20 protein-coding genes are annotated in these 23,189 nt (G+C 68.0%); 5 read left to right on the plus strand and 15 right to left on the minus strand.

The window, feature by feature from the left end; genetic code table 11:
* Positions 1 to 37: 37 nt before the first annotated feature.
* The 9 genes from G6035_RS00845 to G6035_RS00885 form a co-directional block, all read right to left on the minus strand.
* Complete coding sequence (locus G6035_RS00845) at positions 38 to 1,297, minus strand: APC family permease (RefSeq protein WP_176615165.1); 1,260 nt, start codon at positions 1,295 to 1,297, stop codon at positions 38 to 40.
* An 87-nt stretch (positions 1,298 to 1,384) separates the two neighbouring features.
* Positions 1,385 to 2,380, minus strand: coding sequence for a HAMP domain-containing sensor histidine kinase (locus G6035_RS00850; protein WP_176615166.1), 996 nt, complete (start codon positions 2,378 to 2,380; stop codon positions 1,385 to 1,387).
* A complete protein-coding gene (locus tag G6035_RS00855) occupies positions 2,377 to 3,048 on the minus strand; it encodes a response regulator transcription factor (protein WP_176615167.1) in 672 nt (223 codons plus the stop codon). The genes G6035_RS00850 and G6035_RS00855 overlap by 4 nt, the downstream gene beginning before the upstream one ends.
* On the minus strand, positions 3,035 to 3,751 hold the full coding sequence (locus tag G6035_RS00860; RefSeq protein WP_371130752.1) for a VTT domain-containing protein: 717 nt from the start codon (positions 3,749 to 3,751) through the stop codon (positions 3,035 to 3,037). Before G6035_RS00860 ends, G6035_RS00855 begins: the two co-directional genes overlap by 14 nt.
* A 14-nt stretch (positions 3,752 to 3,765) precedes the next feature.
* Positions 3,766 to 4,563: a phosphatase PAP2 family protein gene (locus tag G6035_RS00865; RefSeq protein WP_256127640.1), complete on the minus strand. Its 798-nt coding sequence runs from the start codon at positions 4,561 to 4,563 to the stop codon at positions 3,766 to 3,768.
* An 81-nt stretch (positions 4,564 to 4,644) separates the two neighbouring features.
* A complete protein-coding gene (locus G6035_RS00870; RefSeq protein WP_176615209.1) occupies positions 4,645 to 7,803 on the minus strand; it encodes a glycoside hydrolase family 2 TIM barrel-domain containing protein in 3,159 nt (1,052 codons plus the stop codon).
* The gene (locus G6035_RS00875) at positions 7,803 to 8,699 is read right to left on the minus strand and encodes a carbohydrate ABC transporter permease (RefSeq protein ID WP_176615168.1); all 897 of its coding nucleotides are present in this window, start codon (positions 8,697 to 8,699) and stop codon (positions 7,803 to 7,805) included. The genes G6035_RS00870 and G6035_RS00875 overlap by 1 nt, the downstream gene beginning before the upstream one ends.
* Complete coding sequence (locus G6035_RS00880) at positions 8,696 to 9,643, minus strand: carbohydrate ABC transporter permease (protein WP_176615169.1); 948 nt, start codon at positions 9,641 to 9,643, stop codon at positions 8,696 to 8,698. Before G6035_RS00880 ends, G6035_RS00875 begins: the two co-directional genes overlap by 4 nt.
* Entirely contained in the window at positions 9,640 to 10,974 is a 1,335-nt protein-coding gene (locus G6035_RS00885; RefSeq protein WP_176615170.1) for an ABC transporter substrate-binding protein, read from the minus strand. Before G6035_RS00885 ends, G6035_RS00880 begins: the two co-directional genes overlap by 4 nt.
* Positions 10,975 to 11,159: 185 nt before the next feature.
* Between G6035_RS00885 and G6035_RS00890 the strand changes: the two genes are divergently transcribed.
* Positions 11,160 to 11,771: a TetR/AcrR family transcriptional regulator gene (locus G6035_RS00890; RefSeq protein ID WP_176615171.1), complete on the plus strand. Its 612-nt coding sequence runs from the start codon at positions 11,160 to 11,162 to the stop codon at positions 11,769 to 11,771.
* A 27-nt stretch (positions 11,772 to 11,798) separates the two neighbouring features.
* Here the strand turns inward: G6035_RS00890 and G6035_RS00895 are convergent, their stop codons facing one another.
* Together G6035_RS00895 and G6035_RS00900 are read right to left on the minus strand one after the other, a co-directional pair.
* Complete coding sequence (locus tag G6035_RS00895; RefSeq protein WP_176615172.1) at positions 11,799 to 12,941, minus strand: glutamate--cysteine ligase; 1,143 nt, start codon at positions 12,939 to 12,941, stop codon at positions 11,799 to 11,801.
* A gap of 344 nt (positions 12,942 to 13,285) precedes the next feature.
* Positions 13,286 to 14,521 (minus strand): class I SAM-dependent methyltransferase, encoded by a 1,236-nt coding sequence (locus G6035_RS00900; protein WP_176615173.1) that lies wholly within the window; start codon positions 14,519 to 14,521, stop codon positions 13,286 to 13,288.
* Between the two features lie 525 nt (positions 14,522 to 15,046).
* Between G6035_RS00900 and groES the strand changes: the two genes are divergently transcribed.
* The 3 genes from groES (at position 15,047) to guaB (ending at position 18,851) form a co-directional block, all read left to right on the plus strand.
* On the plus strand, positions 15,047 to 15,343 hold the full coding sequence (gene groES, locus G6035_RS00905; RefSeq protein WP_176615174.1) for a co-chaperone GroES: 297 nt from the start codon (positions 15,047 to 15,049) through the stop codon (positions 15,341 to 15,343).
* A 98-nt stretch (positions 15,344 to 15,441) separates the two neighbouring features.
* Positions 15,442 to 17,049 carry a chaperonin GroEL gene (gene groL / locus G6035_RS00910; protein ID WP_176615175.1) on the plus strand — a complete coding sequence of 536 codons (1,608 nt, stop codon included), beginning with the start codon at positions 15,442 to 15,444 and terminating at the stop codon, positions 17,047 to 17,049.
* A 287-nt stretch (positions 17,050 to 17,336) separates the two neighbouring features.
* A complete protein-coding gene (gene guaB / locus G6035_RS00915; protein WP_176615176.1) occupies positions 17,337 to 18,851 on the plus strand; it encodes an IMP dehydrogenase in 1,515 nt (504 codons plus the stop codon).
* 101 nt (positions 18,852 to 18,952) lie between these two features.
* Here the strand turns inward: guaB and G6035_RS00920 are convergent, their stop codons facing one another.
* Positions 18,953 to 19,570 carry a hypothetical protein gene (locus G6035_RS00920; protein ID WP_176615177.1) on the minus strand — a complete coding sequence of 206 codons (618 nt, stop codon included), beginning with the start codon at positions 19,568 to 19,570 and terminating at the stop codon, positions 18,953 to 18,955.
* 71 nt (positions 19,571 to 19,641) lie between these two features.
* Positions 19,642 to 19,929, minus strand: a complete 288-nt coding sequence (locus G6035_RS00925) for a hypothetical protein (protein ID WP_176615178.1) — start codon at positions 19,927 to 19,929, stop codon at positions 19,642 to 19,644.
* A 486-nt stretch (positions 19,930 to 20,415) separates the two neighbouring features.
* Here G6035_RS00925 and G6035_RS00930 point away from each other — a divergent pair, with 486 nt between their 5' ends.
* Positions 20,416 to 21,540, plus strand: a complete 1,125-nt coding sequence (locus tag G6035_RS00930) for a GuaB3 family IMP dehydrogenase-related protein (RefSeq protein ID WP_176615179.1) — start codon at positions 20,416 to 20,418, stop codon at positions 21,538 to 21,540.
* 98 nt (positions 21,541 to 21,638) lie between these two features.
* Here the strand turns inward: G6035_RS00930 and G6035_RS00935 are convergent, their stop codons facing one another.
* Entirely contained in the window at positions 21,639 to 22,178 is a 540-nt protein-coding gene (locus G6035_RS00935; protein ID WP_371130755.1) for a PKD domain-containing protein, read from the minus strand.
* A 350-nt stretch (positions 22,179 to 22,528) separates the two neighbouring features.
* Positions 22,529 to 23,143: a DUF6318 family protein gene (locus G6035_RS00940; protein ID WP_176615180.1), complete on the minus strand. Its 615-nt coding sequence runs from the start codon at positions 23,141 to 23,143 to the stop codon at positions 22,529 to 22,531.
* Positions 23,144 to 23,189: the final 46 nt, after the last annotated feature.

Genomic DNA, 23,189 nt, shown 5'->3' on the forward strand with positions numbered 1-23,189 from the left:
ACATCACTGTCAAGTGCCCGTTCGCGCTGCCCGTGCCTCAGCCCCGGGCGCGGCGCAGCCGGAAAAGCCGGTAGCCGGTTCCCACGGCAAACATGACCAGGCCCGCCACGACCGCCTCCAGCGGCAGCGTGGCCACCAGGACCAGGCAGGCGGCCGCGCCCAGCAGCTGCAGGAACCGGGGGTAGCGGCGGGCCGCCCGGTCCTGGGTGAACGCCGAAACGTTGGCCACCAGGTAGTACACCAACACGCCAAAGGAGGAAAATCCGATGGCCCCGCGCAGGTCCGCAACGGCAATGATCACGCAAATCACCGCGCCCAGGGTCAGCTCGGCATGGTGCGGCACCTGAAACGTGGGGTGCACGGCGGCAAGCCAGCGGGGAAGGTCGGATTCACGCGCCATGGCCAGCGACGTCCGGCCCAGCCCAGCGACGAGCGCCAGCAGCGCGCCCAGGGAGGCCAGCGCCGCGCCGACCCGGACCACGGGGGCCGCCCAGGCCCACCCGCCGGCCGCCACCGCCTGGGCGAGGGGCGCGGGGGCGGCGGCAACGCCGTCGGGCCCCAGGGCGGCCAGGACCGTGGCGGCGACGGCAGCATAGACCACCGCCGCGATGGCCAGGGCCACGAGGATGGCGCGCGGGATGGTCCGGCGCGGGTCCTTCACCTCCTCGCCGAGGGTCGCGATCCGTGCGTAGCCGGCGAAGGCGAAAAACAGCAGCCCGGCCGACTGCAGGATCCCGTACCAGCCGTGCGAGAGGACCCCGGCGCCCCACAACCGGCCCCCTCCGCCGGACGGGCCGCCCGCCCAGGCTGCCGACACGCCCACGGCCAGCGCAACGAGCACGGCCGCCACAATGACCCGGGCCAGCGCCGCCGTGCGGGTCACGCCCCGGTAGTTCACGGCCACCAGGAGCACGACGGCGGCAATCGCCACCGGCCTTTCCCATCCCGGAGGCGCGGCGTAGGCGGCAAACGTCATCGCCATGGCGGCGCTGCTGGCCGTCTTTCCGACCACGAATCCCCAGCCGGCCAGGAACCCGGGCCATTCACCCAGCTGCTTCCGCCCGTAAACGTATGTGCCGCCGGACGTCGGGTAGGCGGCGGCCAGCTGCGCCGAGGACGTTGCATTGCAATACGCGACGACGCCGGCCACGGCCAGCCCGACGAGCAGTCCCGAACCCGCTGCCTGGGCCGCCGGCGTAAAGGCTGCGAAAACGCCGGCCCCGATCATGGAGCCGAGGCCGATGACGACGGCGTCGACCGTGCCCAGGCGGCGGGCCAGCGCCGGGTTGCCACTCATGATGGTTGCCCTTTCGGTTCGGGAAGTGCGTGCTTCCAGCGACAATAGCCGCTTCGGGCGGACATTGCCCGAACTGCGTGCTTGGGGCTACGGCACGGCGGGGAAGGTCAGGGCCATGGTGGTGCCGCGCGGGCCCGTGGAGCTGATCTCCACCTGCCCGCCGGCGGCCACGGCGATCTCCCTGACCAGGGCCAGGCCCAGGCCGTAGCTGCGCCGGTTGCCGGGGGAGGGCTCACTCGTGCGGGCGAACCGGTCGAAGACGCGGTCCTGGTCGATCCCGGAAATCCCGGTGCCGGTGTCCGCCACGGTGATGGCCGCTTCCCTGCCCCGGGACATGGCCGTGACAGTGACCCGTCCGCCTTCGGGCGTGTGGGTGAGGGCGTTGTCCACCAGTCCAAGGACGGCGCGGCGCAGGCTGTTGGGCTGGATGCGCACGCGGGGGCTGCCGGTGTGCACGAACTCCAGGCGGATGCCGCGGCCGGCGGCCATGTCCTGGAAGTCTGCCGTGACCCCGGCAACCACGTCATTGACGTCCACGGGTTCGGCATCGGCTGACCCGGGATCCCCCGTCGCCGCCAGCAGGAGCTCCTGGACCGTGGCGGCCAGCCCGGCCGTGTCGTGCCGGACCTGGGCGAGCAGCGCCGCCGCTTCGGTGCCTGCGGCCACGTGGTCCTGGGCCAGCTGGACCCGGGCGTCGAGGATGGCCAGCGGGGTGCGCAGCTCATGGCTGGCATCCTGGACGAAGCGGCGCTGCAGTTCCAGGGCCCGCCCCAGCGGGCGGATGGCGTTGCGGGCGCTGAGCCAGCCAATGGCCCCGGCGGCCAGGATGCCGGCCAGGCCGGCCACGGCCATGGCCTTGAGCATGTCATTGGACTCGACGTACACCCTGGCCGAATGGGGGTCCTGCCTGGACACGTCCGGGTGGTGGGAGAGGTAGAGCATGTAGATGGCGGCCGCCACGATCACGGCGATCACCATGACGGCGATGGCCACGGCAATCCGCAGGCCCACCGTCAGGGCCGCCCGGCGCAGCTGCAGTTCGTCGGGCCGCGTGCCGGCGGGGCCCGGCGTGCGGGACGTCATGAAGCGTCGCCGATCTGGTAGCCGGAGCCGTGGACGGTGCGGATGACGGACTTGGAGACCTTCTTGCGAAGGTAGTGCACATAGGTGTCGATGACGCCGGGGGAATCCTGCGGGTGGAACAGCGCCGCCATGAGCTCCGGGCGGGTGAAGACGCGCCCCGGCTCCCCGGCGAGCATGGCCAGCAGCTCGGCCTCCTTGGCCGTGAGCTCAACATGCCCGCCGTAGATGGAGCGCAGCAGCCGGCCCGCAGGGTCCAGGGTCCAGTCGCCAATGGACAGCCGGGCCGGGGCGGCGTCAAAGCGGCGGGTGATGGCGCGCAGGCGGGCGCGCAGCTCGCCGGCGTCGAACGGCTTGGCCATGTAGTCGTTGGCACCGGCGTCGAGCCCCGCAATCTTCTCGGCGGTGCTGCCCAGCGCGGTGAGAACCAGGACGGGGGTGCCGTTTCCGGCGCGGCGCAGGGCGCGGATCATTTCGATGCCGTCCATGACGGGCAGGCCGCGGTCCACCACGATGGCCGTCCATTCCCGGGTCAGGGCCAGGTGCAGCCCGGACTGCCCGTCCGCGGCGAGTTCGACGTCGTAGTCCCCGGCCAGCAGTTGTGCCGTCAACGGGCCCAGGACGGGGTCGTCCTCCACGAGCAGGAGGCGGGGGCGCTCATTGGTGTGCATGCCTTCCATTGTCGCCTGTGGCGGCGTTGGCAGCCTCGTGCACCGGGGGGACGCCCCGGCGCGCCGCCCGGCGGGAGCGCAGCACGCTGATGATGCCGGGAATGATGGACACCAGCACCATGAGGACGGCAATCAGGTCGATGTTCTTGGCAATGACCTCAAAGTGGCCCAGCCAGGTGCCCAGCAGGACGACGGAGGCGGCCCAGCCGATTGCCCCCGTCACGTTCCACAGGGTGAACTTTTTGTGGTCGTATTTGGCAACGCCGGCCACGAGCGGCGCGTAGGTGCGCACGATGGGCACGAACCGCGCCAGGACAATGGCCCAGCCGCCGCGTTTGGCGAAGAACGTTTCCGTCTCCACGAGGTATTTGGTCTTCAGGATCCGGGCGTCGTCCTTGAACCAGCGCCGGCCAAACCTGCGCCCCAGCAGGTAGCCGACCTGGTCGCCGGCGATCGCCGCAATCGCGACGACGCCGATCAGCACGGGCAGGGCCAGGTTCAGCTGCTGGTGCAGCAGCCCGGCCGTGAACAGCAGGGAATCGCCGGGCAGGAAGGGGAAAAGCAGGCCGGATTCAATGAAGACGATCACGGCGACCACGGCCAGCGTGGCGGGGCCGAGGCCCTGCAGGAGGGCCGACGGGTCCATGACCGACGTCAGGCCGGCGGGGGCAAGCGCAGGAAGCGCGGTGGCAAATATGTTCACGGTGCGGCCTTTCGTTAGTGGCGGGCTGCAGGGGCGGCCCCGGCGCGGACCGGGCCAAAGCGCTCCAGCAGGGGTATGCGCGGCAGCACGCTTCCCTGGAAGCGGTTCCACACGCCGACGAAGAGAAGCACCGCGGCGGTGGCCGCCAGGAAGGAGGCAATGACGTCGGTGGGGTAGTGGACGCCGATGTAGAGCCTGGACCAGGCCAGGACCACGGGGACCACGACGCCCAGGATGGCAGCCAGCCTGGACCAGCGGGTGTGCCGGGCCAGGAACCAGAACGCCCAGGCAAGCCCCACGGCCAGCGCCACGTGGCCGCTGGGGAAGCTGTTGGAGCCGGTTTCCGGGGCGAGCGGGTCAAACAGCAGCGCCGGGTTGGGGCGCTGGCGCTCCACGATGGCCTTGAAGAACTGGCTGGAGAGGTACCCGGCGGCGGCCGTGCCGCCAAAGGCAATGGCATTCACGGGGGATTTCCGCACCACCAGCAGGAACAGGCAGCACAGGGCAATGACCAGCACCGCGCCGACGGGGGAAAACACGTAGTTCAAGGTCATCGCCAGGGCGGTCAGCACGCCGTCATGGTGCCGGCTCAGGTCCTGGTCGACGGTGAACTCGTCGGCGCTGAAACCGTGCACGTCGGTGGCCACAAAACCCAGGGTCAGGACCGCTGCGGACAGCACCACGACCCACAGGCCCCACAGCCGAAGCTGCGGCAGCACGGTCAGGCGGGTGGCCGCCCCGGACGCATGGCGGGGGGCGGCACCGCCCGGGCGGCCGTCACGGTACTGGTGGTCTGGAACAGGATGGGACAAGTAACTCTCCGATGCGTGCGGGGACTGGGAGGCGGCCCGAAGGCCTTTCCTCCACTGTCCCGCACGGCGCTTAAGAATTCGCTAAGAAATGCCCCGCCGCGGCGGCCGGATGCCTTGGCCGGCAGTGATTTTCAACACCAGGGCCCGCGCTTCCGGGCGGAGCGCGAAGTCCGGCCACACGTCCGGCCCGCAGGCGCGCGAGCCCAGCCCGTGCTGGGCGGCGTCCAGGTACAGGTGGCTGTGGGCCGGCTCCGGCAGCTCGTGCGGGTGCCCGGCCATGGCCACCTCCTGGGCCGTGTGCCGGGACAGCGTGAAGCCGGGCCGCCTGCCGGCGGCATCGGGCTCGGCGTCGATCCGCAGCCAGGGTTTGCCGCTGCGGGACAGCTCGAGCGAGCGGACGCCGCTGCGGTGCCCGCTTTCCTGCGGCCGGGCATACGGCACGGCGAGCCCGTCCAGGGATGCGCAGTAGCGGCCCACCAGCGCGGCATGCATGCTGTCCGGGTACGATTCCCGCGGCCCCGCACCAAACCAGGAGGCGCCGTCCACCGACACCGGCAGGTCCAGGCGGATGCCGATGCGCGGCCACACGGTGTCCCAGCCGGCACTGGGCGCAATGTCCACCCGCAGCCACAGCTCCCCGTCCGCCAGCTGCCAGTTTTCCGCCACGGACACCGTCTCGCGGCTGTTGGCCGCGGCGTAGCTTGTGTTCACCCGCAGGCCCCCGTCGAGCACGGCAACGTCCTCGACCCGGCCCGTGAGCCGGTCCAGCCCGGCCGCAAGCCACATGCTCGCGGAGGACGGCGCCGGCACGCCGTTGCCATTGTCCAGCCACGGGTCGGCCAGGTCGTAGGAGCCGAAGCCGGCACCCTTGTCGTTGTCGGTGGGGGCGCGCCACAGCTCCAGCCGGGGGCCGGAGACCGGCAGGCCGGCCAGCGAGACGAGCCGGCCGGCGTCGAACACGGCGGCCCCCAGGGTGAGGGTGCCCGGCACGGCGGCGCCGCCGGCGGGGGCGGCCACGGGTGCTGCGGGGCGCGGGGCCCTGGCCGGCGTGCGGGGCGCCGAGCAGTCCAGCTGTGCCGCGGACAGCACGTGGCCGGCCGTCGCCCACGAGGTCGCCTCGCGCAGCACGGCCTCCACCGTCAGCCAGGTTTCCCCGTGCGGTGCGGCCGCCACGGGCGGGAGCGGGAGCGCCGTGGAAGTGCCGGCCGCCAGCGCCCCTCCGCCGGGGGCTGCCGCGTCCACCTCGCCGGACGCCGTGACGGCGCCGTCGTGCTCCACCCGCCAGCGGAGCACGACGTCGGACGCGTCGGCCGTGTGGCGCAGGTTCGCCACCCGCAGGCAGGGCGCGCCGTCGTCGTCCCTCGTGAGGGCCAGGCGGAGCGGGGAGACGACCTGCCTGTACTCGTACAGGCCCGGGGTGGGGGTGGAGTCGGAGAGGACCATGCCGTCCATGACGAAGTTGGCGTCGTGGACCACCTCGCCAAAGTCGCCGCCGTAGGCAAAGAATTCTGTGCCGTCCGCGGTCTTCGTGCGGATGCCGTGGTCGCGCCATTCCCAGACAAAGCCGCCGTGCAGCCGGGGGTGCCTGTCCACGAGGTCCTCGTACTGGTCGATGGCGCCGGGGCCGTTGCCCATGGCGTGGACGTACTCGCACAGGATGAACGGCTTGCGGCGCTGGCGGGCGGATTCCGCGGCGGAGCAGCCCAGCAGCAGGGAGCGTGAGCCGTCGCGGCCAATGGCGTCCGTTTCCGGGATGGAGGAGTACATGCGCGAGTACACGTCCGTGTAGGCGCCGGTGTAGTCGCCTTCGTAGTGGACGGGGCGGCCGTTGTCCCGGGCGTGGACCCAGGCGGACATGGCGGCCAGGTTGGCGCCCGTGCCGGATTCGTTGCCAAGGGACCACATGACGATGGACGGGTGGTTCTTGTCGCGTTCCACGGTCCGCTCGATCCGGTCCAGGTAGGCGCCGCGCCAGGCGGGGTCGTCGCTGGGGTTGTCCGTCCAGCCCTGGGTGTGGAAGCCGTGGGTTTCCAGGTCGCATTCGAGGATGACCCAGAAGCCGAGCTCGTCGGCCAGGTCCAGGAGCCGGGGGTGCGGCGGGTAGTGGCTGGTGCGGATGGCGTTGACGTTGAACCGCTTCATCAGGGCCAGGTCCTCGCGGGCGTCCGCCTCGTCGAAGACGCGGCCGCGGTCCGGGTGCGTCTCATGCCGGTTGACGCCGTGGAACACCACGCGGCGGCCATTGACCAGGAAGCGGTCCCCGGCAATTTCCACGGTGCGGAAGCCGAGCCTGAGCGACACCGTCTCCGCAGCGCTGGACACCGTGGCTGCATACAGGCGCGGCACCTCGGCCGACCACGGTTCCACGCTGTCCACCGTGAACGGCACGACGTCGGCAGGGGAGTCCCAGCGGACCCGGACGCCCAGCCCGGGCACCGAGAGCGTGATGGGGAAGGCACCGGGGGCGGCGGTGATTTCGGCGTCGATGGTGCCGGTGCCCGTTTCCGTTCCCGCGCCGGTCAGTGCGCCGCCTGCCGTCCAGCCGGTGCGCAGCCAGGCGTCGGTGATGCCGCCGGCCGGACGGGCCTGCAGCGTCACGTCGCGGAAGATCCCCGGCAGCCACCACTGGTCCTGGTCCTCCAGATAACTGGCGGCGGACCACTGGTGCACCCGGACCACCACGACGTTTTCGCCGGCCCGCACGGCCTCCGTGACGTCAAACACCTGGGCGAGCCGGCTGCCGGAGCCGGTGCCGATCTCGGTCCCGTTCACCCACACCTTGTAGCGTGACTCGACGCCGTCAAAGCGGAGGGTGACGGCGTCCGTCGTCGTGCGCTCCAGCCAGGCGGCGGGGACGTCGAAGCGGCGGCGGTAGTCGCCGGTCGGGTTGGCGTCCGGGACGTGGGGCGGGTTGATCGGGAAGGGGTACTGCACGTTGGTGTAGATGGGCCGGCCGTACTTGCCCGCGCCCTCCAGCACCCAGTGGGACGGGACGGGCAGGGTGTCCCAGCCGGCGTCGTCGAACGCCTCGGCCGCAACAGCTTCCGGCTCCTCGCCGCCGGGCAGGACGGGCCCGCCCGGGGAGCCGGGGAGGCCGGACAGCAGGCGGAAGCGCCAGTCGCCGTTCAGCGACAGCGACGGGGCGTCGCTGTGGAGGCGGGAGCGGGCCGGGACGCGGCGGCCGGAACCGGGGCCGCGGTCGGACACGTAGGATGCGGGGGGAGTGGCGGGCGGTGTCATCACTTGACGGATCCTTCGGTCAGGCCGCCGCGCCAGAAGCGCTGCAGCACAATCATGGCAAGGGCGAGCGGAATGATGGACAACAGCACTCCGCCGGTGGTCAATTGGTAAAACTCGGGCAGCCGGTTGACCTGGCTGAGCCAGTTGTTCAGTCCCAGCGTAATGGGGTAGAGCCTGGTGTCGGAGAGCATGACGAGCGGCAGGAAGTAGTTGTTCCACACCCCCACCAGCTGGAACAGGAACACCGTGACCAGCGCCGGGGTCAGCACGCGCAGGCCCACGGTGTGGAATATGCGTATCTCGCCGGCGCCGTCCAGCCGCGCCGCCTCGATCAGGGCGGGGTCCACCGTGGCCTGGGCATGGATCCGGCACAGGAACAGCCCGAACGGGGACACCAGGGAGGGCAGCAGCACGCTCCAGTAGGTGTTGGCCAGTCCCAGTTGGCTAAAGAGCAGGAACAGCGGGAGCGCGGTGGCGGTGCCGGGGACCAGCACGCCGCCCAGAATGATGCCGAAGACCAGGTTGCTGCCGCGGAACGTGTACTTGGCCAGCGCGTACCCGCCGGCCGCGGCAATGTAGGTGGCCAGCAGGGCCCCGACGCCGGCGTAGAGCACGGAGTTGGCGAACCAGCGCACAAAGATGCCGCCGTCGTAGCTGAGCACCTGGGCCAGGTTGTTCCAGAGGTTGAAGTTCGCGGCGAAGGCGAAGCCGTTGGTGCCGAAAAGGTCCCCGGTGGTCTTCGTGGACGCGACCACCACCCAGTAGACCGGCACCAGGAAGTACAGGGTGGCCACCACCAGCGCCCCCGTGACGAGTATCGTGGTGGATTTTTTGCCGCCGGCCGCCGCGGGCCGGGTGGCGGGCTTGGTCCCGGGCTTGGTCAGTGTTGCGGTCATGAGGATTTCCTGTTCGTGATGGCGAGGAAGGCAAAGGAAAGCGCGAAGGCAATCACGGCGATGAGCACGGCCTGGGCGGCGGCGACGTTGTAGTCGTTGTAGGCGAACGCTGTGGTGTACGCGCTGAGGTTGGGCGTGTACTGGCTGTCAATGGAGGAGGAGACGGATTGCAGCACCTGGGGTTCGGCGAAGAGCTGCAGCGTGCCGATGATGGAGAAGATGGTGGTCAGGACCAGCGCCGGGCGGATCAGGGGCAGCTGGATGCTGGACGCCACCCGGACGGGGGACGCGCCGTCCATCCTGGCGGCCTCGTAGACTTCGCCGGGAATCGCCTTGAGCTGGGCGATGATGATGAGCATGTTGTAGCCCGTGTAGCTCCATGTGACGATGTTGGCAATGGACCAGAGCACCGAGTGGGGGCCCAGGAAGTCCGGCGACAGGCCAAAGGCGGAAGCAATGCTGTACAGCGGGCTCAGGCCGGGGACGTAAAGGAAGGACCACAGGATGGTGGCGATGACGCCCGGGACGCCATAGGGCAGGAAGAACGCGGCGCGGAAAAGGCCGGGCCAGCGTGCGGAGGCGGATTCGAGCAGCAGTGCCAGAACGGTGGCGAGCACGATCATGACCGGAACCTGCACCACGCCAAAGAGCAGCATCCGCCCGATCGAGCCGATGAAGTTGCCGTCGGCGAGCGCCTGGGCGTAGTTGGAGAAGCCGGCAAAGCCGCTGCTGATCCCCTGCTCACCAAACAGGCCGCGCCGGGTGACCTTCGTGAAGCTGGAGATGACCGCCACGATGATCGGCAGGATGAACGTCAGCAGGAACAGGGCCAGGAACGGCGCCAGCAAAAGCCAGGGCGCGCGGGTCGTGGCGCCGTTGCGCCGGCGGCGGGCCGGAACGGCAGCCGTGGCTTCGCGGCGTGCCTTGAGGGACGTGGTTGTCATGCGTTTTCCTTTCGGATGCTCAGGCCGCTGTTCTTGAAAACGGTCATGATTTGTTGTTCCGCCGTGGCGATGGAATCAACCAGCGTGGTTCCCGAGGCCTTTCTGCGGAATCCGTCGCTGAGGATGTTGAAGGACTGCTGCTGGGACGGCCACCAGGACCAGCCGGGGTTTTGCTGCAGGGAGGCCGGGGCGAAGACGTCCTGGTTGTAGTTTTGGCCGCTGAAGAACGCCGAGTGCTGCTGCCTTGACGTGCCGGTGAAGTCCGGGCTCGGGGACCAGCCAATGCCGCAGTTCTTGATCTCGGCGTCAATGCCTTCGCGGCTGGACGTCAGCCACACGGCGAACTCGAGGGCCTCGCGGGGGTGCCTGCTGTTGGCGAGCACGGCCGCCGTGGAGCCGCCGAGGTAGCTGGAGCCGTATCCGGAGGCGCCCCAGGTGGGCATCCTGGCGACCTTCCACTTGCCCTTGCCGCCGCTGATGCCTTCAATGAGTGCATCCGCCCAGCTGGCCGAGGTGAGGGAGGCGATGCCGCCGCTGCCCGCGGCCGCGAACCAGCCGGGGGAGTAGGCGCCAAAACCGGTCTGGACCAGGTCCTTGTCAATGGCGGCGTCAAAGAACCGGGCCACGGACAACGTGGCGTCGTCGGTCATGTTGATGACCCAGCCGTCCTGGTCTGCGCGGAACCACCGGGCCCCGGCCTGCTGGGCCAGGGAGGTGAAGAAGCTTGCGTCGCCCAGCGGGAAGCAGTCCAGGTAGCTCTTGGCCTTGCGCAGCTCGGCGGCGACGGCGGCCCATTCCTCCCACGTTGCCGGCGCCGTGGCGCCCACCTTGTCCAGGACGGCAGGCTGGTAGAACAAGGCCATGGGGCCGGAGTCCTGGGGGATGCCGTAGACGCCGTTGGCGTAGCTGACCTGGTTCCACAACGTCTTGTCGTACCGGGAGGCAAAGTCGCCGGCCCCGTAGCGGTTAAGGTCCACCAGGCCGTTGACCATCATGAAGGACGGGATGACGCCGAACTCGACCTGGGCCAGGTCCGGCCCGCCGCCGGCCGCCAGGGCGGAGAACAGCTTGGGGTAGCCGCCGCTGTTGCCGCTGGGGATCCACACGGTCTTGACCTGGATGCGCGGGTTGGCCGCGTTCCACAGGTCCGCCACGGGCTGGAGGTCCTTGAGCCAGGACCAATATTCAATGGTCACCGTGCCGCCTGCTGCGGGAATGGCGGGCGCGGCATTGATGGATGTTGTTCCGGGCGTGGCACAGCCCGACAACAGGCCCAGTGCGGCAGTTCCCAAACCGGCCCGCAACAGCTGCCGTCGTGTTGCCTGCTTCATCGTCGTGGCACCTCACTTCGTCATGTGGGTGCACGGGCCGGCAGTGGCATGTTTCGGGCCTTTCGGCCTTCGGGCCGGTGTCCGCGCATCCTTTTCGGGGGGATTGGGGAAAAACTACCATAAATTTCGAGTGGTTACTCGAATTTGACGTGGGGGAACCGCCGCGTGGGCTAAGCTGACATGCCATGAGCACCCCAATGGCGGCCCGCCCGGCCAAGCGCGGCCCCTATGCGAAGTCCAGGCAGCGGCGGGAGAGCATTGTCCAGGCCGCCCACGAGGTGTTTGCCGCGCACGGCTACCGCGGCGGGTCCCTGCAGGATGTGGCGGACAAGGTGGGAATGAGCCAGACCAGCCTGCTGCACTACTTCCGCTCCAAAAGCGAGCTGCTGCTGGCCGTTCTGCACTGGCGCGACTCAATCACCGGCGACGGGCAGCCCCGGGACCCGGAGGAGACGCTGGTGGACGCCGTGGTCCGCCAGGCGCGCTTCAATGAGACGGTGCCCGGCGTCATCGAGCTCTACACGGTGCTGTGTGCCGAGTCCATCACGGACAACCATCCCGGGCTGGAATACTTCACCGGGCGCTACGAAAAGCTGCGCGCCAGCTACCTGCGCGCGTTTTCCGCGCTCGCAGACGAAGGGCGGCTGCGCCCCGGCGTCGACCCTGAACGCGCCGCCGCGAGCCTGATCGCCCTGTGGGACGGGATCCAGACCCAGTGGCTGATGGCGCCCGAGCGCGTCGACATGGCGGGGTGCCTGCGCGACTACCTCGAGCTGGTGGTGCTGCCGGCCGGCTGAGGCCCGGCGGGTGGGCCCCGGTGGGGACTAGTTCCCGGCCATCTCCGCCACGAGTTCACGCACGACGGCGCGCAGGTCGCCCCGGTGCGCCTCGGCGACGCGGCGCTGGCGCTGGTAGCTGGCCCCGCGGGCGATGATGTCCTCGACGCCGGCGAGTTCCTTGGCGCAGCCCAGGCGTGCAGCCACGGGCTCCAGCTTGTTCAGCAATTCCACGGTGTGTTCGGTGACGAGCTGTTCGCGGCCGGCGGCGTCGAGGATGATGATGGCGTCCAGGCCGTAGCGGGCGGCGCGCCACTTGTTCTCCTGCACGTGCCAGGGCGGCATGGTGGGGATGGTGCCGCCGTCGTCCAGGGTGGTGGAGAAATCATGCACGAGGCACTGCGTGAGTGCCGCGATGGAGCCGATTTCGGCCAGGGTGGACATGCCGTCGCAGATGCGCATCTCGATGGTGCCCAGGCCCGCCACGGGGCGGATGTCCCAGCGGATTTCATTGGCCGCGTCAATGACCCCGGTGGTGAACATGTCCTGGACATAGGATTCGTAGGCCGCCCAGTCCGGGAACTGGAACGGCAGCCCGGCGGTGGGCAGCTGCTGGAACATCAGGGCCCGCTGCGAGGCGTAGCCGGTGTCCTCGCCGTTCCAGAACGGGGACGACGCCGAGAGCGCCTGGAAGTGCGGGAAGTAGTTGACCAGCCCGTCCAGCACGGGCATGGCCTTGGAGACATGGTCCAGGCCGACGTGGACGTGTACGCCGTAAATGAGCATCTGGCTGCCCCACCACTGGGTGCGGTCCACGAGCTTGGCGTAGCGTTCCTTGTCGGTGACCGGCTGCTTGCGCGGGTTGCTGAACGGGTGGGTGCCGGCGCTGAGCAGTTCCAGCCCCAGCGGCGCCGCCGCATCGCGCAGGACGTTCAGGTTTCCGCGCAGGTCCTCGCAGCCCTCGGCAACGGCGTGGCTGACGCCGGTGACCAGTTCCACGGTGTTTTGGAGCATCTCGCCCTTGATGTGGGGGTGCTCGCCGCCGTCCATCGTCCCGGGGTGGGCCGCTTCGATGTTGGCAAAGACCTCGTTGGCGCGGGCGGCCAGTTCGCCCGTTTCCTTGTCCACCAAGGCAATTTCCCATTCCAGGCCCAGCGTAGACTGCTCGGACTGTGCGAAATTTATTTTCACTTCGGGCGCCCCCTTTTGGCATGTGGTGGAAGTGTGCGCAAAGCGGCGAGGGTGCCGGCTGCCTTTACGATTGTAGTTCAGGCAGCCGGGCGCAAGGGCTGGATGCCGATTGTGAACAAGCCCACGCCCGCAAGTCCGGCACCCCCACCCAACGCTCGGTTGCAACCGGGGCTGTTTGGCCGGACCCTCGGTTGCAACCGGGCGCCTTTTCACCAACCCTTTCGCAGTTCCGCCGTGGCACACGGAGTGCCTGGAAGTTGTGTAGGGCTTCATTTCCGCGAAGTGGGGGAGCATTGGGGTTTGGTGCCCCGGTTGCGCGGGAGCGTTTGTTGGTCCGGCGTGGGCTAGCGGGTGCGCGCGCTGTCCACGGGACCAAACGGCTCAACCACGACGGCGACCCTCTCCTCGCCGATCCGCGTCAGGACCAGCGTGGCCTTGTTGGGCCCCTTGCCGGAACCCGTCAGCAGATGGCGGCGCAGCTCCTCGGGGGTGACGGACACGCCGCGCTTCTTGATGTCCAGGACACCGATCCGGTTGGCCTTCACCCAGCTTTTGAGCGCCTTGACGTTGAACGGCCTGACCTCCAGCACCTTGTACGCGCGGGCAAAAGGTGTCTCGACGGGCTCGCTGGCGCACAGGTAGGCGATGTGCGGGTCCAGCAGGTGGGCGCCGATGGTGCCGGCCAGGTCCGCCACGAGCCCGGCGCGGATCACGGCGCCGTCGGGCTCGTAAAGGTAGCCGGCCACCGGGCCGGTTTCCACGTCCTGCGCTGCCGGGTCGAAGGCCGTGCCGCTGGTCAGCTCTGCGCTGCCGTACGGGCCGATGACCAGGGCGGCGCGGCGCACGCCCGGGCGGGCCAACGCGTTGAAGTACAGGCCGGCCTCCACCACGTCGCCGTTGACCGAGACCCACTGGGCTTCCGCCGTGGCGGGCACGGCGTCGTGGGGAATGCCCGGCCCCATCTTCACGCCCACGGCCTTGCCCGAATCGGCCAGCCGTTCCACAAAGGACAGCGGCGGGGAGAAGGCCTCCGGATCGAACAGGCGCGTGGTGCCGGAGGTGCTGGTGGTGCGTCGGGCCGGGTCCAGCCAGACGCCGTCGATCCCGTCCAGCCCAAAGTCCTCCGCCTTGGCACACACCACGTTGGCGTGCGGAAACGGCATGAGGTTCACGGTGGCGCAGGCGGCGGTGAGCTCGTCCATTTCCACGGCCGTGACAGCGAGGTCCAGGCTGGCCATGGCCAGCGAGTCGGCCCCGATGCCGCAGCCGAGGTCGGCCACGGTGGTGATCCCCGCCGTCGTAAACCGCTGCGCGTGGAGTGCGGCAATGCCCAGCCGGGTGGCCTGTTCCAGGCCTGTCTGGGTGAAGAGCATTTGGCGGGCAAATTCCCCGAACTTGGGCTCGGCCTTCGCCCGCAGGCGGGACTGCGTGAGCGCTGCGGCGACGAGTTCCGGGGAGTGTCCGGCCTTCCTCAGCGACTCGTTTAGCGTGAGCGCATCGGCGTCGGAATACGGGCCAAGGGAGGACAGCAGTTCCCAGCCGTCGGCGGTCAGGAGCGGTGAAATTGCGTCGGTGGCCATGGGTAGATCGTATCCGCCGGGGCCGGGGTGGTGGTCACCGCCGGCCATGGGGCACGGACAAGTGCGGCCATGAGGGGTGCCCAGACACCGTCGCGGAAACATGATCCTGGGCGTTGCATGGCGTCCACTTGTAAATGGAGGAATCCGCTGCCGGAAAGCCGGCGGAGCACCAATGTGGACCAGGCGCCGAACCAGTCCCGCCTGCCGTTTACTGCCGGCAGTCCCTGCGGACCCGGCGGCACGCCAGCCGCACCCTGCGCCTGCCGGCGCGCCCGCCCGGGGTGCGCCCACAGCGAAACCCGGCCTGCCGGCGTCGTACTTTTACACGGTTTGCTGGCACTCGCCTTGACCGAGTGCTAACTCATTCAATAGAGTCAGGGTTAGCACTCTCACCCTGAGGGTGCCAGCACCTTGGACTCTTGGCCTGGGGATCATCACCGGCACCGCGACGACGGTTGGTATCCCGCCTGGGCCAGGCGTCCTTGAGCCATCCAAAGAATTTACTCATGTGAAGGAGAGGTCCGAGTGTCGGTCTCTATTAAGCCTCTTGAGGATCGTATTGTTGTCCGCCAGCTCGAAGCAGAGCTGACCACCGCTTCCGGCCTGGTCATCCCGGACACCGCCAAGGAAAAGCCCCAGGAGGGCGAAGTTGTGGCAGTGGGCCCCGGCCGCGTTGACGACAACGGCAACCGCGTTCCGATCGATGTTGCCGTCGGCGACGTCGTCATCTACTCCAAGTACGGTGGAACCGAAGTAAAGACCGGCGGCGAAGAGCTGCTGGTGCTTTCGTCCCGCGACGTGCTGGCCATCGTCGTCAAGTAACCACTTTGTGAAAGCCCCGCACCCGGGACCCCCGGGGATCGAGCCTGTCTGGATCCATTGGGTCTGGGTGCGGGGCATTTGCGTGAAAGGACAAACACATGGCTAAGCAGCTTGAATTCAACGACAGCGCACGCAAGGCGCTGGAGGCCGGCATCGACAAGCTGGCCGACACCGTCAAGGTCACGCTCGGCCCGCGCGGCCGCAACGTGGTGCTCGACAAAAAATGGGGCGCCCCCACCATCACCAACGACGGCGTCACGATCGCCCGCGAGGTGGAGCTGGAAGACCCCTACGAGAACCTGGGCGCACAGCTGGCCAAGGAAGTTGCCACGAAGACCAACGATGTTGCCGGCGACGGCACCACCACGGCCACCGTCCTGGCACAGGCCCTCGTCAAGGAAGGCCTGCGCAACGTAGCCGCGGGCGCGGCCCCGGGCGAGCTCAAGCGCGGCATCCAGGTTTCGGTTGAAGCCATTGCCAAGCGCCTGCTGGAAAACGCACGCCCGGTCGAGGGCGGACAGGTGGCAGAGGTTGCCGCCATCTCCGCGCAGAGCCAGGAAATCGGCGACCTGCTCGCCGAGGCCTTCAACAAGGTTGGCAAGGATGGTGTCATCACCATCGAGGAGTCCTCCACGACCTCCACCGAACTGGTCCTCACCGAGGGCATGCAGTTCGACAAGGGCTACCTGTCCCCGTACTTCGTCACCGACGCGGAACGCCAGGAAGCGGTCATGGAAGATGCGCTGATCCTCATCAACCAGGGCAAGATCTCCAACCTGCAGGAATTCCTGCCGCTGCTGGAGAAGGCGCTGGCTGCCGGCAAGCCGCTGTTCATCATTGCCGAGGACGTGGACGGCGAGGCCCTGTCCACGCTGATCGTCAACCGTCTGCGCGGCACGCTGAACGTGGTGGCCGTCAAGGCGCCCGGCTTCGGAGACCGCCGCAAGGCCATGCTGCAGGACATCGCGATCCTCACCGGCGCCCAGGTTGTCTCCCCGGAGATCGGCCTGTCCCTGGACCAGGTTGGCCTGGAAGTGCTGGGCACCGCCCGCCGCATCACGGTCACCAAGGTCAACACCACCATCGTTGACGGTGCCGGCACGTCCCAGGACGTCGCCGACCGCGTGGCCCAGCTGCACGCCGAGCTCAAGCGCACTGACTCCGACTGGGACAAGGAAAAGCTCCAGGAACGGCTGGCCAAGCTGGCCGGCGGCATCGGCGTGATCAAGGTTGGCGCTGCCACCGAGGTCGAGCTGAAGGAAAAGAAGCACCGCATTGAGGACGCCGTGTCCGCAACGCGTGCGGCCCTGGAAGAAGGCATTGTTGCCGGTGGCGGTTCCGCCCTGGTGCAGGCCGCCAAGGCCCTTGACGATGACGCTGCGGTTGCCGCCCTGACCGGCGACGCCGCGACGGCCATCGAGCTGGTCCGCAAGGCTGTTGCCCAGCCACTGCGCTGGATTGCCCAGAATGCCGGCCACGACGGCTACGTTGTGGTGCACAAGGTGGGCGAGCTGGAGGACGGCTCCGGCTTCAACGCGGCCACCGGCGAGTACGAGAACCTGATCGGCGCCGGTGTCATTGACCCGGTCAAGGTCACGCGCTCGGCACTGCGCAACGCCGCCTCCATCGCGGCCCTGGTGCTCACCACCGAGGTGCTCGTGACGGACAAGCCGGCCGAGGACGAGGAAGCCGGCCACAGCCACTGACCCGGGCCTGACGGCATCTGACACCGTTCCCCGTTTTTGCGCCCGTTCCACTGGGCGCGGAAACGGGGGACGGTGTCATTTTTTGTTTCCGGGGCCGGACCGCGCCGGGGTCCCCCACCCTGCCGGGACAGGGCAGTCCGGGTGTGCCCCAGTCCACTGCATCGGCGGGGAATAGGGCCGTGGACTGTTTCGTTTTACACTGTAAACAACGCACAGACCAGCCCCGTAATCACGGGCTGGCCATCGGATGCACACCCCACCGGTTCTACCCCCGCCAAGGAGCCTTCGTGTCCCAGCCTGAAATTCATGATCCCTTCGCCTTTGTTGGCCTGACGTACGACGACGTCCTCCTCCTTCCCGGCCACACGAACGTCATCCCGTCCGAGGCAGACACGGGCTCGCGCGTTTCCAAGCGGATCACCGTGGCAACACCGTTGCTCTCGGCGGCCATGGACACCGTGACGGAGTCCCGCATGGCAATCGCCATGGCCCGGCAGGGGGGTCTGGGCGTGGTCCACCGCAACCTTTCGATTCAGCGCCAGGCCGAGGAAGTGGACCTGGTCAAGCGTAGCGAGTCCGGCATGATCACCAACCCCGTCACGGTGGGTCCGGACGCCACCCTGGAGGAACTCGACGAGCTGTGCGCCCGCTTCCGCGTCTCCGGCCTGCCCGTGGTCGACGGCGACGGCCGCCTCGTGGGCATCGTCACCAACCGCGACACCGTGTTCATCCCGGACAGCGATTACTCGAGCCGCCGCGTCCGTGAAGTCATGACGCCGATGCCGCTGGTGACCGGCCGCGTGGGCATCAGCCGCGAGGACGCGTCCAAGCTGCTGGGCCAAAACAAGATTGAAAAGCTGCCCCTGGTGGACGATTCCGGCTTCCTGCGCGGGCTGATCACTGTGAAGGACTTTGCCAAGGCCGAGCAGTACCCGATGGCCACGAAGGACGACGGCGGGCGCCTGCGCGTCGGCGCTGCCATCGGCTTCTTCGGTGACGGCTTTGAACGCGCCATGACGATGGTCGACGCGGGCGTGGACGCCCTGTTCGTGGACACGGCCAACGGCCACAGCCAGGGCGTGCTGGAAATGATCGCCAAGCTCAAGGCCGACCCCGCCGCCGCCCACGTGGACATCATCGGCGGCCAGGCCGCCACCCGCGAAGGTGCCCAGGCGTTGATTGACGCCGGCGCCGACGGCATCAAGGTCGGCGTCGGGCCCGGTTCCATCTGCACCACCCGCGTTGTGGCAGGCGTGGGCGTCCCGCAGATCACCGCCATCTACGAATCCGCCAAGGCTGCTATTCCCGCGGGCGTTCCGCTGATCGCCGACGGCGGGCTGCAGTACTCCGGCGACATCGGCAAGGCGCTGGTGGCCGGCGCGGACACCGTCATGCTCGGCTCGCTGCTGGCCGGCACCGCCGAATCCCCGGGCGAGCTGGTCTTTGTCAACGGCAAGCAGTACAAGACGTACCGTGGCATGGGGTCGCTGGGCGCCATGCAGTCCCGCGGGAAGAACACATCCTACTCCAAGGACCGCTACTTCCAGGCGGACGTTTCGGGTGACGACAAGCTCATCCCCGAGGGCATCGAGGGCCGCGTGGCCTACCGCGGGCCGCTGTCCTCCGTGGCCTACCAGCTGGTGGGCGGGCTGCGCCAGACCATGTTCTACGTCGGTGCACCCACCATCCCCGAGCTGAAGGCGCGCGGCAAGTTTGTCCGCATCACCGCGGCCGGCCTGAAGGAATCCCACCCCCACGACATCCAGATGACCGTCGAGGCCCCGAACTACCTCACCAAGTAGCGCCAGTCCCGGACGGGACCTGCCGCTTTGGGCTTACAGTTGTTGCCCCAAAACCCAAGGGTTTTGGGGCAACAACTGCCTCCTCGACTGGACGGACAGGCTCAGCCGCCGAGGGCGGCCTCAAACCGCTGCAGGGCAGCGTCGGAGGCAACGGTTTCTTCGGTGAATTCGGATTCGCCGCCGGAACGCAGGGTCCAGTCGCCGGATTCGGCTGCGGCCAGCTGGGCGATGACCGCGTCCTGGCCGATGCGGACACGCTTGACGACGGCCGTGGCGGGCAGGCCCTCGGCCGCGCCGGCCAGGTATTCGCGGCACAGGTGAAGGCCAAGGGCCAGCATGGCGGGGCCGGATTCGATGGGCTGGATCTCGTGCACGCCGAACGGGCTCAGGGTCAGCAATACGGCACCCACGTTCGAACCGGCCGTAAACAGCACATGCTCGGTGGTGGGTGTCGTGAGGGCGATTTCCAGCCATTCCTGGGCCTGTGACAACACGGTTCCGACGACGGCGCACCGTTCGACGGGGACGATGCGTTCGCCCTGCGCCTCGGCCAGCCCGCGAACCAAAAGGGTGGTCAGCCCGGCATTTTGGAGCAGTTCATTGCCGGCGTGCTGGTCCAGCCGGAACAGTTCCATGGTGGTGGCCGCTGATTCCGTGGGCGTCATGGACAGCAGGGCGAGCAGTTCGTGGTCGGTCATGCGCAGTTCGGATTCGCTCATGCGCCTAAGCCTATCGGCCGAGGGGCCCGGCCGAGCGGAGCGCGGGCGGGGAGGCCGGAAGGCGCCATCAGTCACGGTGCGGGGCTGGCCCGGCCCCGCACGCCTTCGGCAAGTTTGGCACGGCGCAGCCAGCTCATGAACCTCGGTGCGGTTGACAGCAGGCCCTTCTGGCCGGCCTCATAAATCTTGATCCCGCTGGCAAGGCCCAGTGCACTGGCCGTGAGGCCGGCTCCGGTGTTCCAAGAGGCCAAGTTCAGGCCCAGCTGGTTCCCCGGGGCCCCGCCCAAGGTCCAGCCCGGAACCAAAGGATCCCAGATGGAGGGGCGGCCGCCAGGAGCCGGTCCGCCCGCGCCGGGCACGCCCGCACCGGAGGCCGCACTGGCTTATTCCTGCTCAATCGCCTGGGCCGCCAAGGTCGACGAGTGGCTGGATAGCGATTCCCCCGCGGAACGCAGCTGCAGCCGCATCCCGCTGTCCCATTGTGAACGGAATTTGTCACTGTGGGGGCCGTTCCACCGGGCATGGGAGATGACGGTGGCCAGGGTTGAGGGCAGGTTCTTCAACGTGACCTGAGGATTCCATGGTCGTGGCCAGTGAACGGAGTTCTTCCGGCGCCGCGCCGACCATGCCGCCAGTCATGTTGGGCCCCGCCTTCGTGAAGTCTTGGTTGGAGTCGTGCATGCGATTGGGTCCAGCGCATGTCGGCATCCGCCCGTGTGCGAAGGGGAGGTGCCACCAGCGGCTGCTCACGGTTCGCCGCCGTCGGGCCGGACGACCGGTGAAGTGATGGAGGCTTTGAAGGGGGCTTTGAAGGCGGCGGGCCGGGCTGGGATAGGCTAGGGGACGTGACTTATGAGATTGAGATCGGCCGTGGCAAGCGTGGGCGTCGTGCCTACTCGTTGGATGACATTGCGATTGTCCCGTCGCGAAGGACACGCGACCCCAAGGATGTTTCCGTCAAGTGGCAGATCGACGCCTACCAGTTTGAGACGCCCGTCATCGGCGCGCCCATGGACTCGGTCATGTCGCCGGAAACCGCCATTGCGCTGGGCAAGCTCGGCGGATTGGGCGTCCTGGACCTCGAGGGCCTGTGGACGCGGTACGAGAACCCGCAGCCGGTGCTGGACGAGATTGCCCAACTTGAAGGCTCTGTTGTCGATCCGGAGTCCACGCTGCGCATGCAGCAGCTGTATAGCGCGCCGATCCAGCCCGAGCTGATCACGCAGCGACTGGCGGACATCCGTGCGTCGGGCGTTACTGTTGCCGGTTCGCTAACGCCGGGGCGCACGCAGGAGTTTTACAAGACCGTGGTGGCGGCCGGCGTCGATATTTTCGTGATCCGCGGGACCACGGTTTCCGCCGAGCACGTCTCGAAATCCACTGAGCCGCTGAACCTCAAGCAGTTCATTTACGAACTTGACGTGCCGGTCATTGTGGGCGGCGCCGCCGGCTACACGCCGGCGCTGCACCTGATGCGCACAGGTGCCGCCGGCGTGCTGGTCGGCTTCGGCGGCGGGGCATCCACCACCACCCGCCGCGCCCTGGGCATCCGCTCGCCCATGGCCAGCGCGATTTCCGACGTTGCCGCGGCGCGCCGGGACTACATGGACGAGTCCGGCGGCCGCTACGTGCACGTGATCGCCGACGGCGGCATGGGCTCCAGCGGCGACATCGTCAAGGCAATCGCCATGGGTGCCGACGCCGTCATGCTCGGCGCCGCGCTGTCCCGGGCGGCAGAGGCGCCAGGCCAGGGATGGCATTGGGGTGCCGAGGCGCACCACCAGGAACTGCCGCGCGGACACCGCGTGAAGATGGGCACCGTGGGCACGCTGGCAGAAGTGCTGCACGGACCGGCCCACACGGCCGACGGCGCTTCCAACCTGATCGGTGCGCTGCGCCGCTCGATGGCCACCACCGGCTACTCGGACCTGAAAGAGTTCCAGCGCGTCGAGGTGCTGGTTTCGCCGTAGCTTTTTAGTGGTTTTGAGCGCCCCGGTTCTCCTGAGAACCGGGGCGCTTTTTGCGTTTGCAGCCAAAATTTCCCACGGACGGCGGTGGCTGGACGGCCTTAGCAGCCGGTGCCGTGGGGGTTTTCGTTGCAGTTGTCGGCGTAGTTGTGGGTGACGGCGCGCCAGACGGTGAGGGACAGGGGTGGTGAGGGGATGTGGCCTCGGCCGGGGATGGGGAGGGCGGGGCCGCCGTTGACGCTGTAGGTGCCGGTGAAGTGGGTGGTGACGGTGATGGCGTATTTGCCGGTGGCGGTGTAGATGTGGCTGGTTTGGGTTTGTTCGCCGATTCTGTCGTCGGGCAGGGGTGCGCCGGCGGTGGGGGTGGGTCCCCAGGTGGTGCCGTCGCCGTAGTTCCAGGTGTAGGTGGTGGGGGTTGCGGTGAGGTGGATTTTTTGGCCGAGCAGGGTGATGGTGAATTGTTGTTCGTGTGCGAGGGCGTAGAAGTTGGTTTCCTGTCCGCGGAGGGTGTGGGGGCCGGGCTGGGAGCTGACGGTGGCGGGTTGGACGGGTGTTTTTTGGAATTCGTGGCTGATCTGCGCGGCGATCTCGGCCAGGATGTCGCGGGGTTTTTCGGTGTAGATGCAGGTGGCCTTGGACACCAGGGTCCAGACTTGCCGGCTTGGTGGTTTCAGTGACCTGTACCAGTCGACGGCTCGTCCGCCTTTCGCTTCCGTGCATTGTCGCTCACCCATCACGCAGCTCTTGGGACCGGTTGCATTGATTTCGGAGCAGGTCAATACATATTTGTAGATAAAAGGATTGAAAGGCCCGATTTGGGGAATCTGGCCATACAGATTTTTTCCAGGCAATTGGTTCCAAACATTGGTTCCGAGTCCTGTGTCGTCCCAATTTGTCTTATGCCCGCCTGAGTCGGCGACGGAACTCGTTTGATGTTGTGCCATGACCAAAAGAACCACCAGAATGACACCAACTACTTTGCGGCTCATGGCTATTGGGAGGTTAAATGCTCGGCCGTCTCGGCAGTCCACCGAGCGTTGGAATATGTGGCGACGACAATATCCGGCCGAGCAATGGTTGGGGCAAGGGCTTCATCAAGAGTTCCGTCCGCGCTGTAGTAGCTCACGGGTGATTGTTCAATGATGACGATGGCTTGATAGGAGCCATCTGCAGCGTGCTCGAACGAACTCGTCGCCGAATGCACTTTCAATCGGCCTCCAGTAATCCAGCCGCCAGAACGATACCAATCACCAACGGGACCATTTGTCCTTTCGCAGGTACTGCAGGAATTCCCGGTGATCGCCATCATGGGCTTTGAATCGCCCGTTTCGTAGACGTAGCCGAGGGTGGAGTACCAGTAGGTGGCGAAGGCTTCGAGTCCGGCCTTGGAGAATTCCTTGGCCTTGGCGGGCAGCACCGGGACGGGGACGTTTTGGGCCGGTCCGTTGGCGGTGGCGGGCTTGTACACCGGGATGGGCGGCGTCGTCGGCGCCGCCGTGGTTGGAGGAGCCGCGCCTGTGGCCGATGCGCTGGCGGGGCTGGGTGCTCTGTTCGGTGGCGAGTCCGTTCCGCACCCGGCGAGGGCGAGCACTGCGGCAAGGGCCACGGCCGGCAGGGTGGCTCGCCGGCGCCAACTCCGCAGCAAAGGCCTT

This window comes from Arthrobacter sp. SDTb3-6 (assembly GCF_013376095.1).
Taxonomy (GTDB): Bacteria; Actinomycetota; Actinomycetes; order Actinomycetales; family Micrococcaceae; genus Specibacter.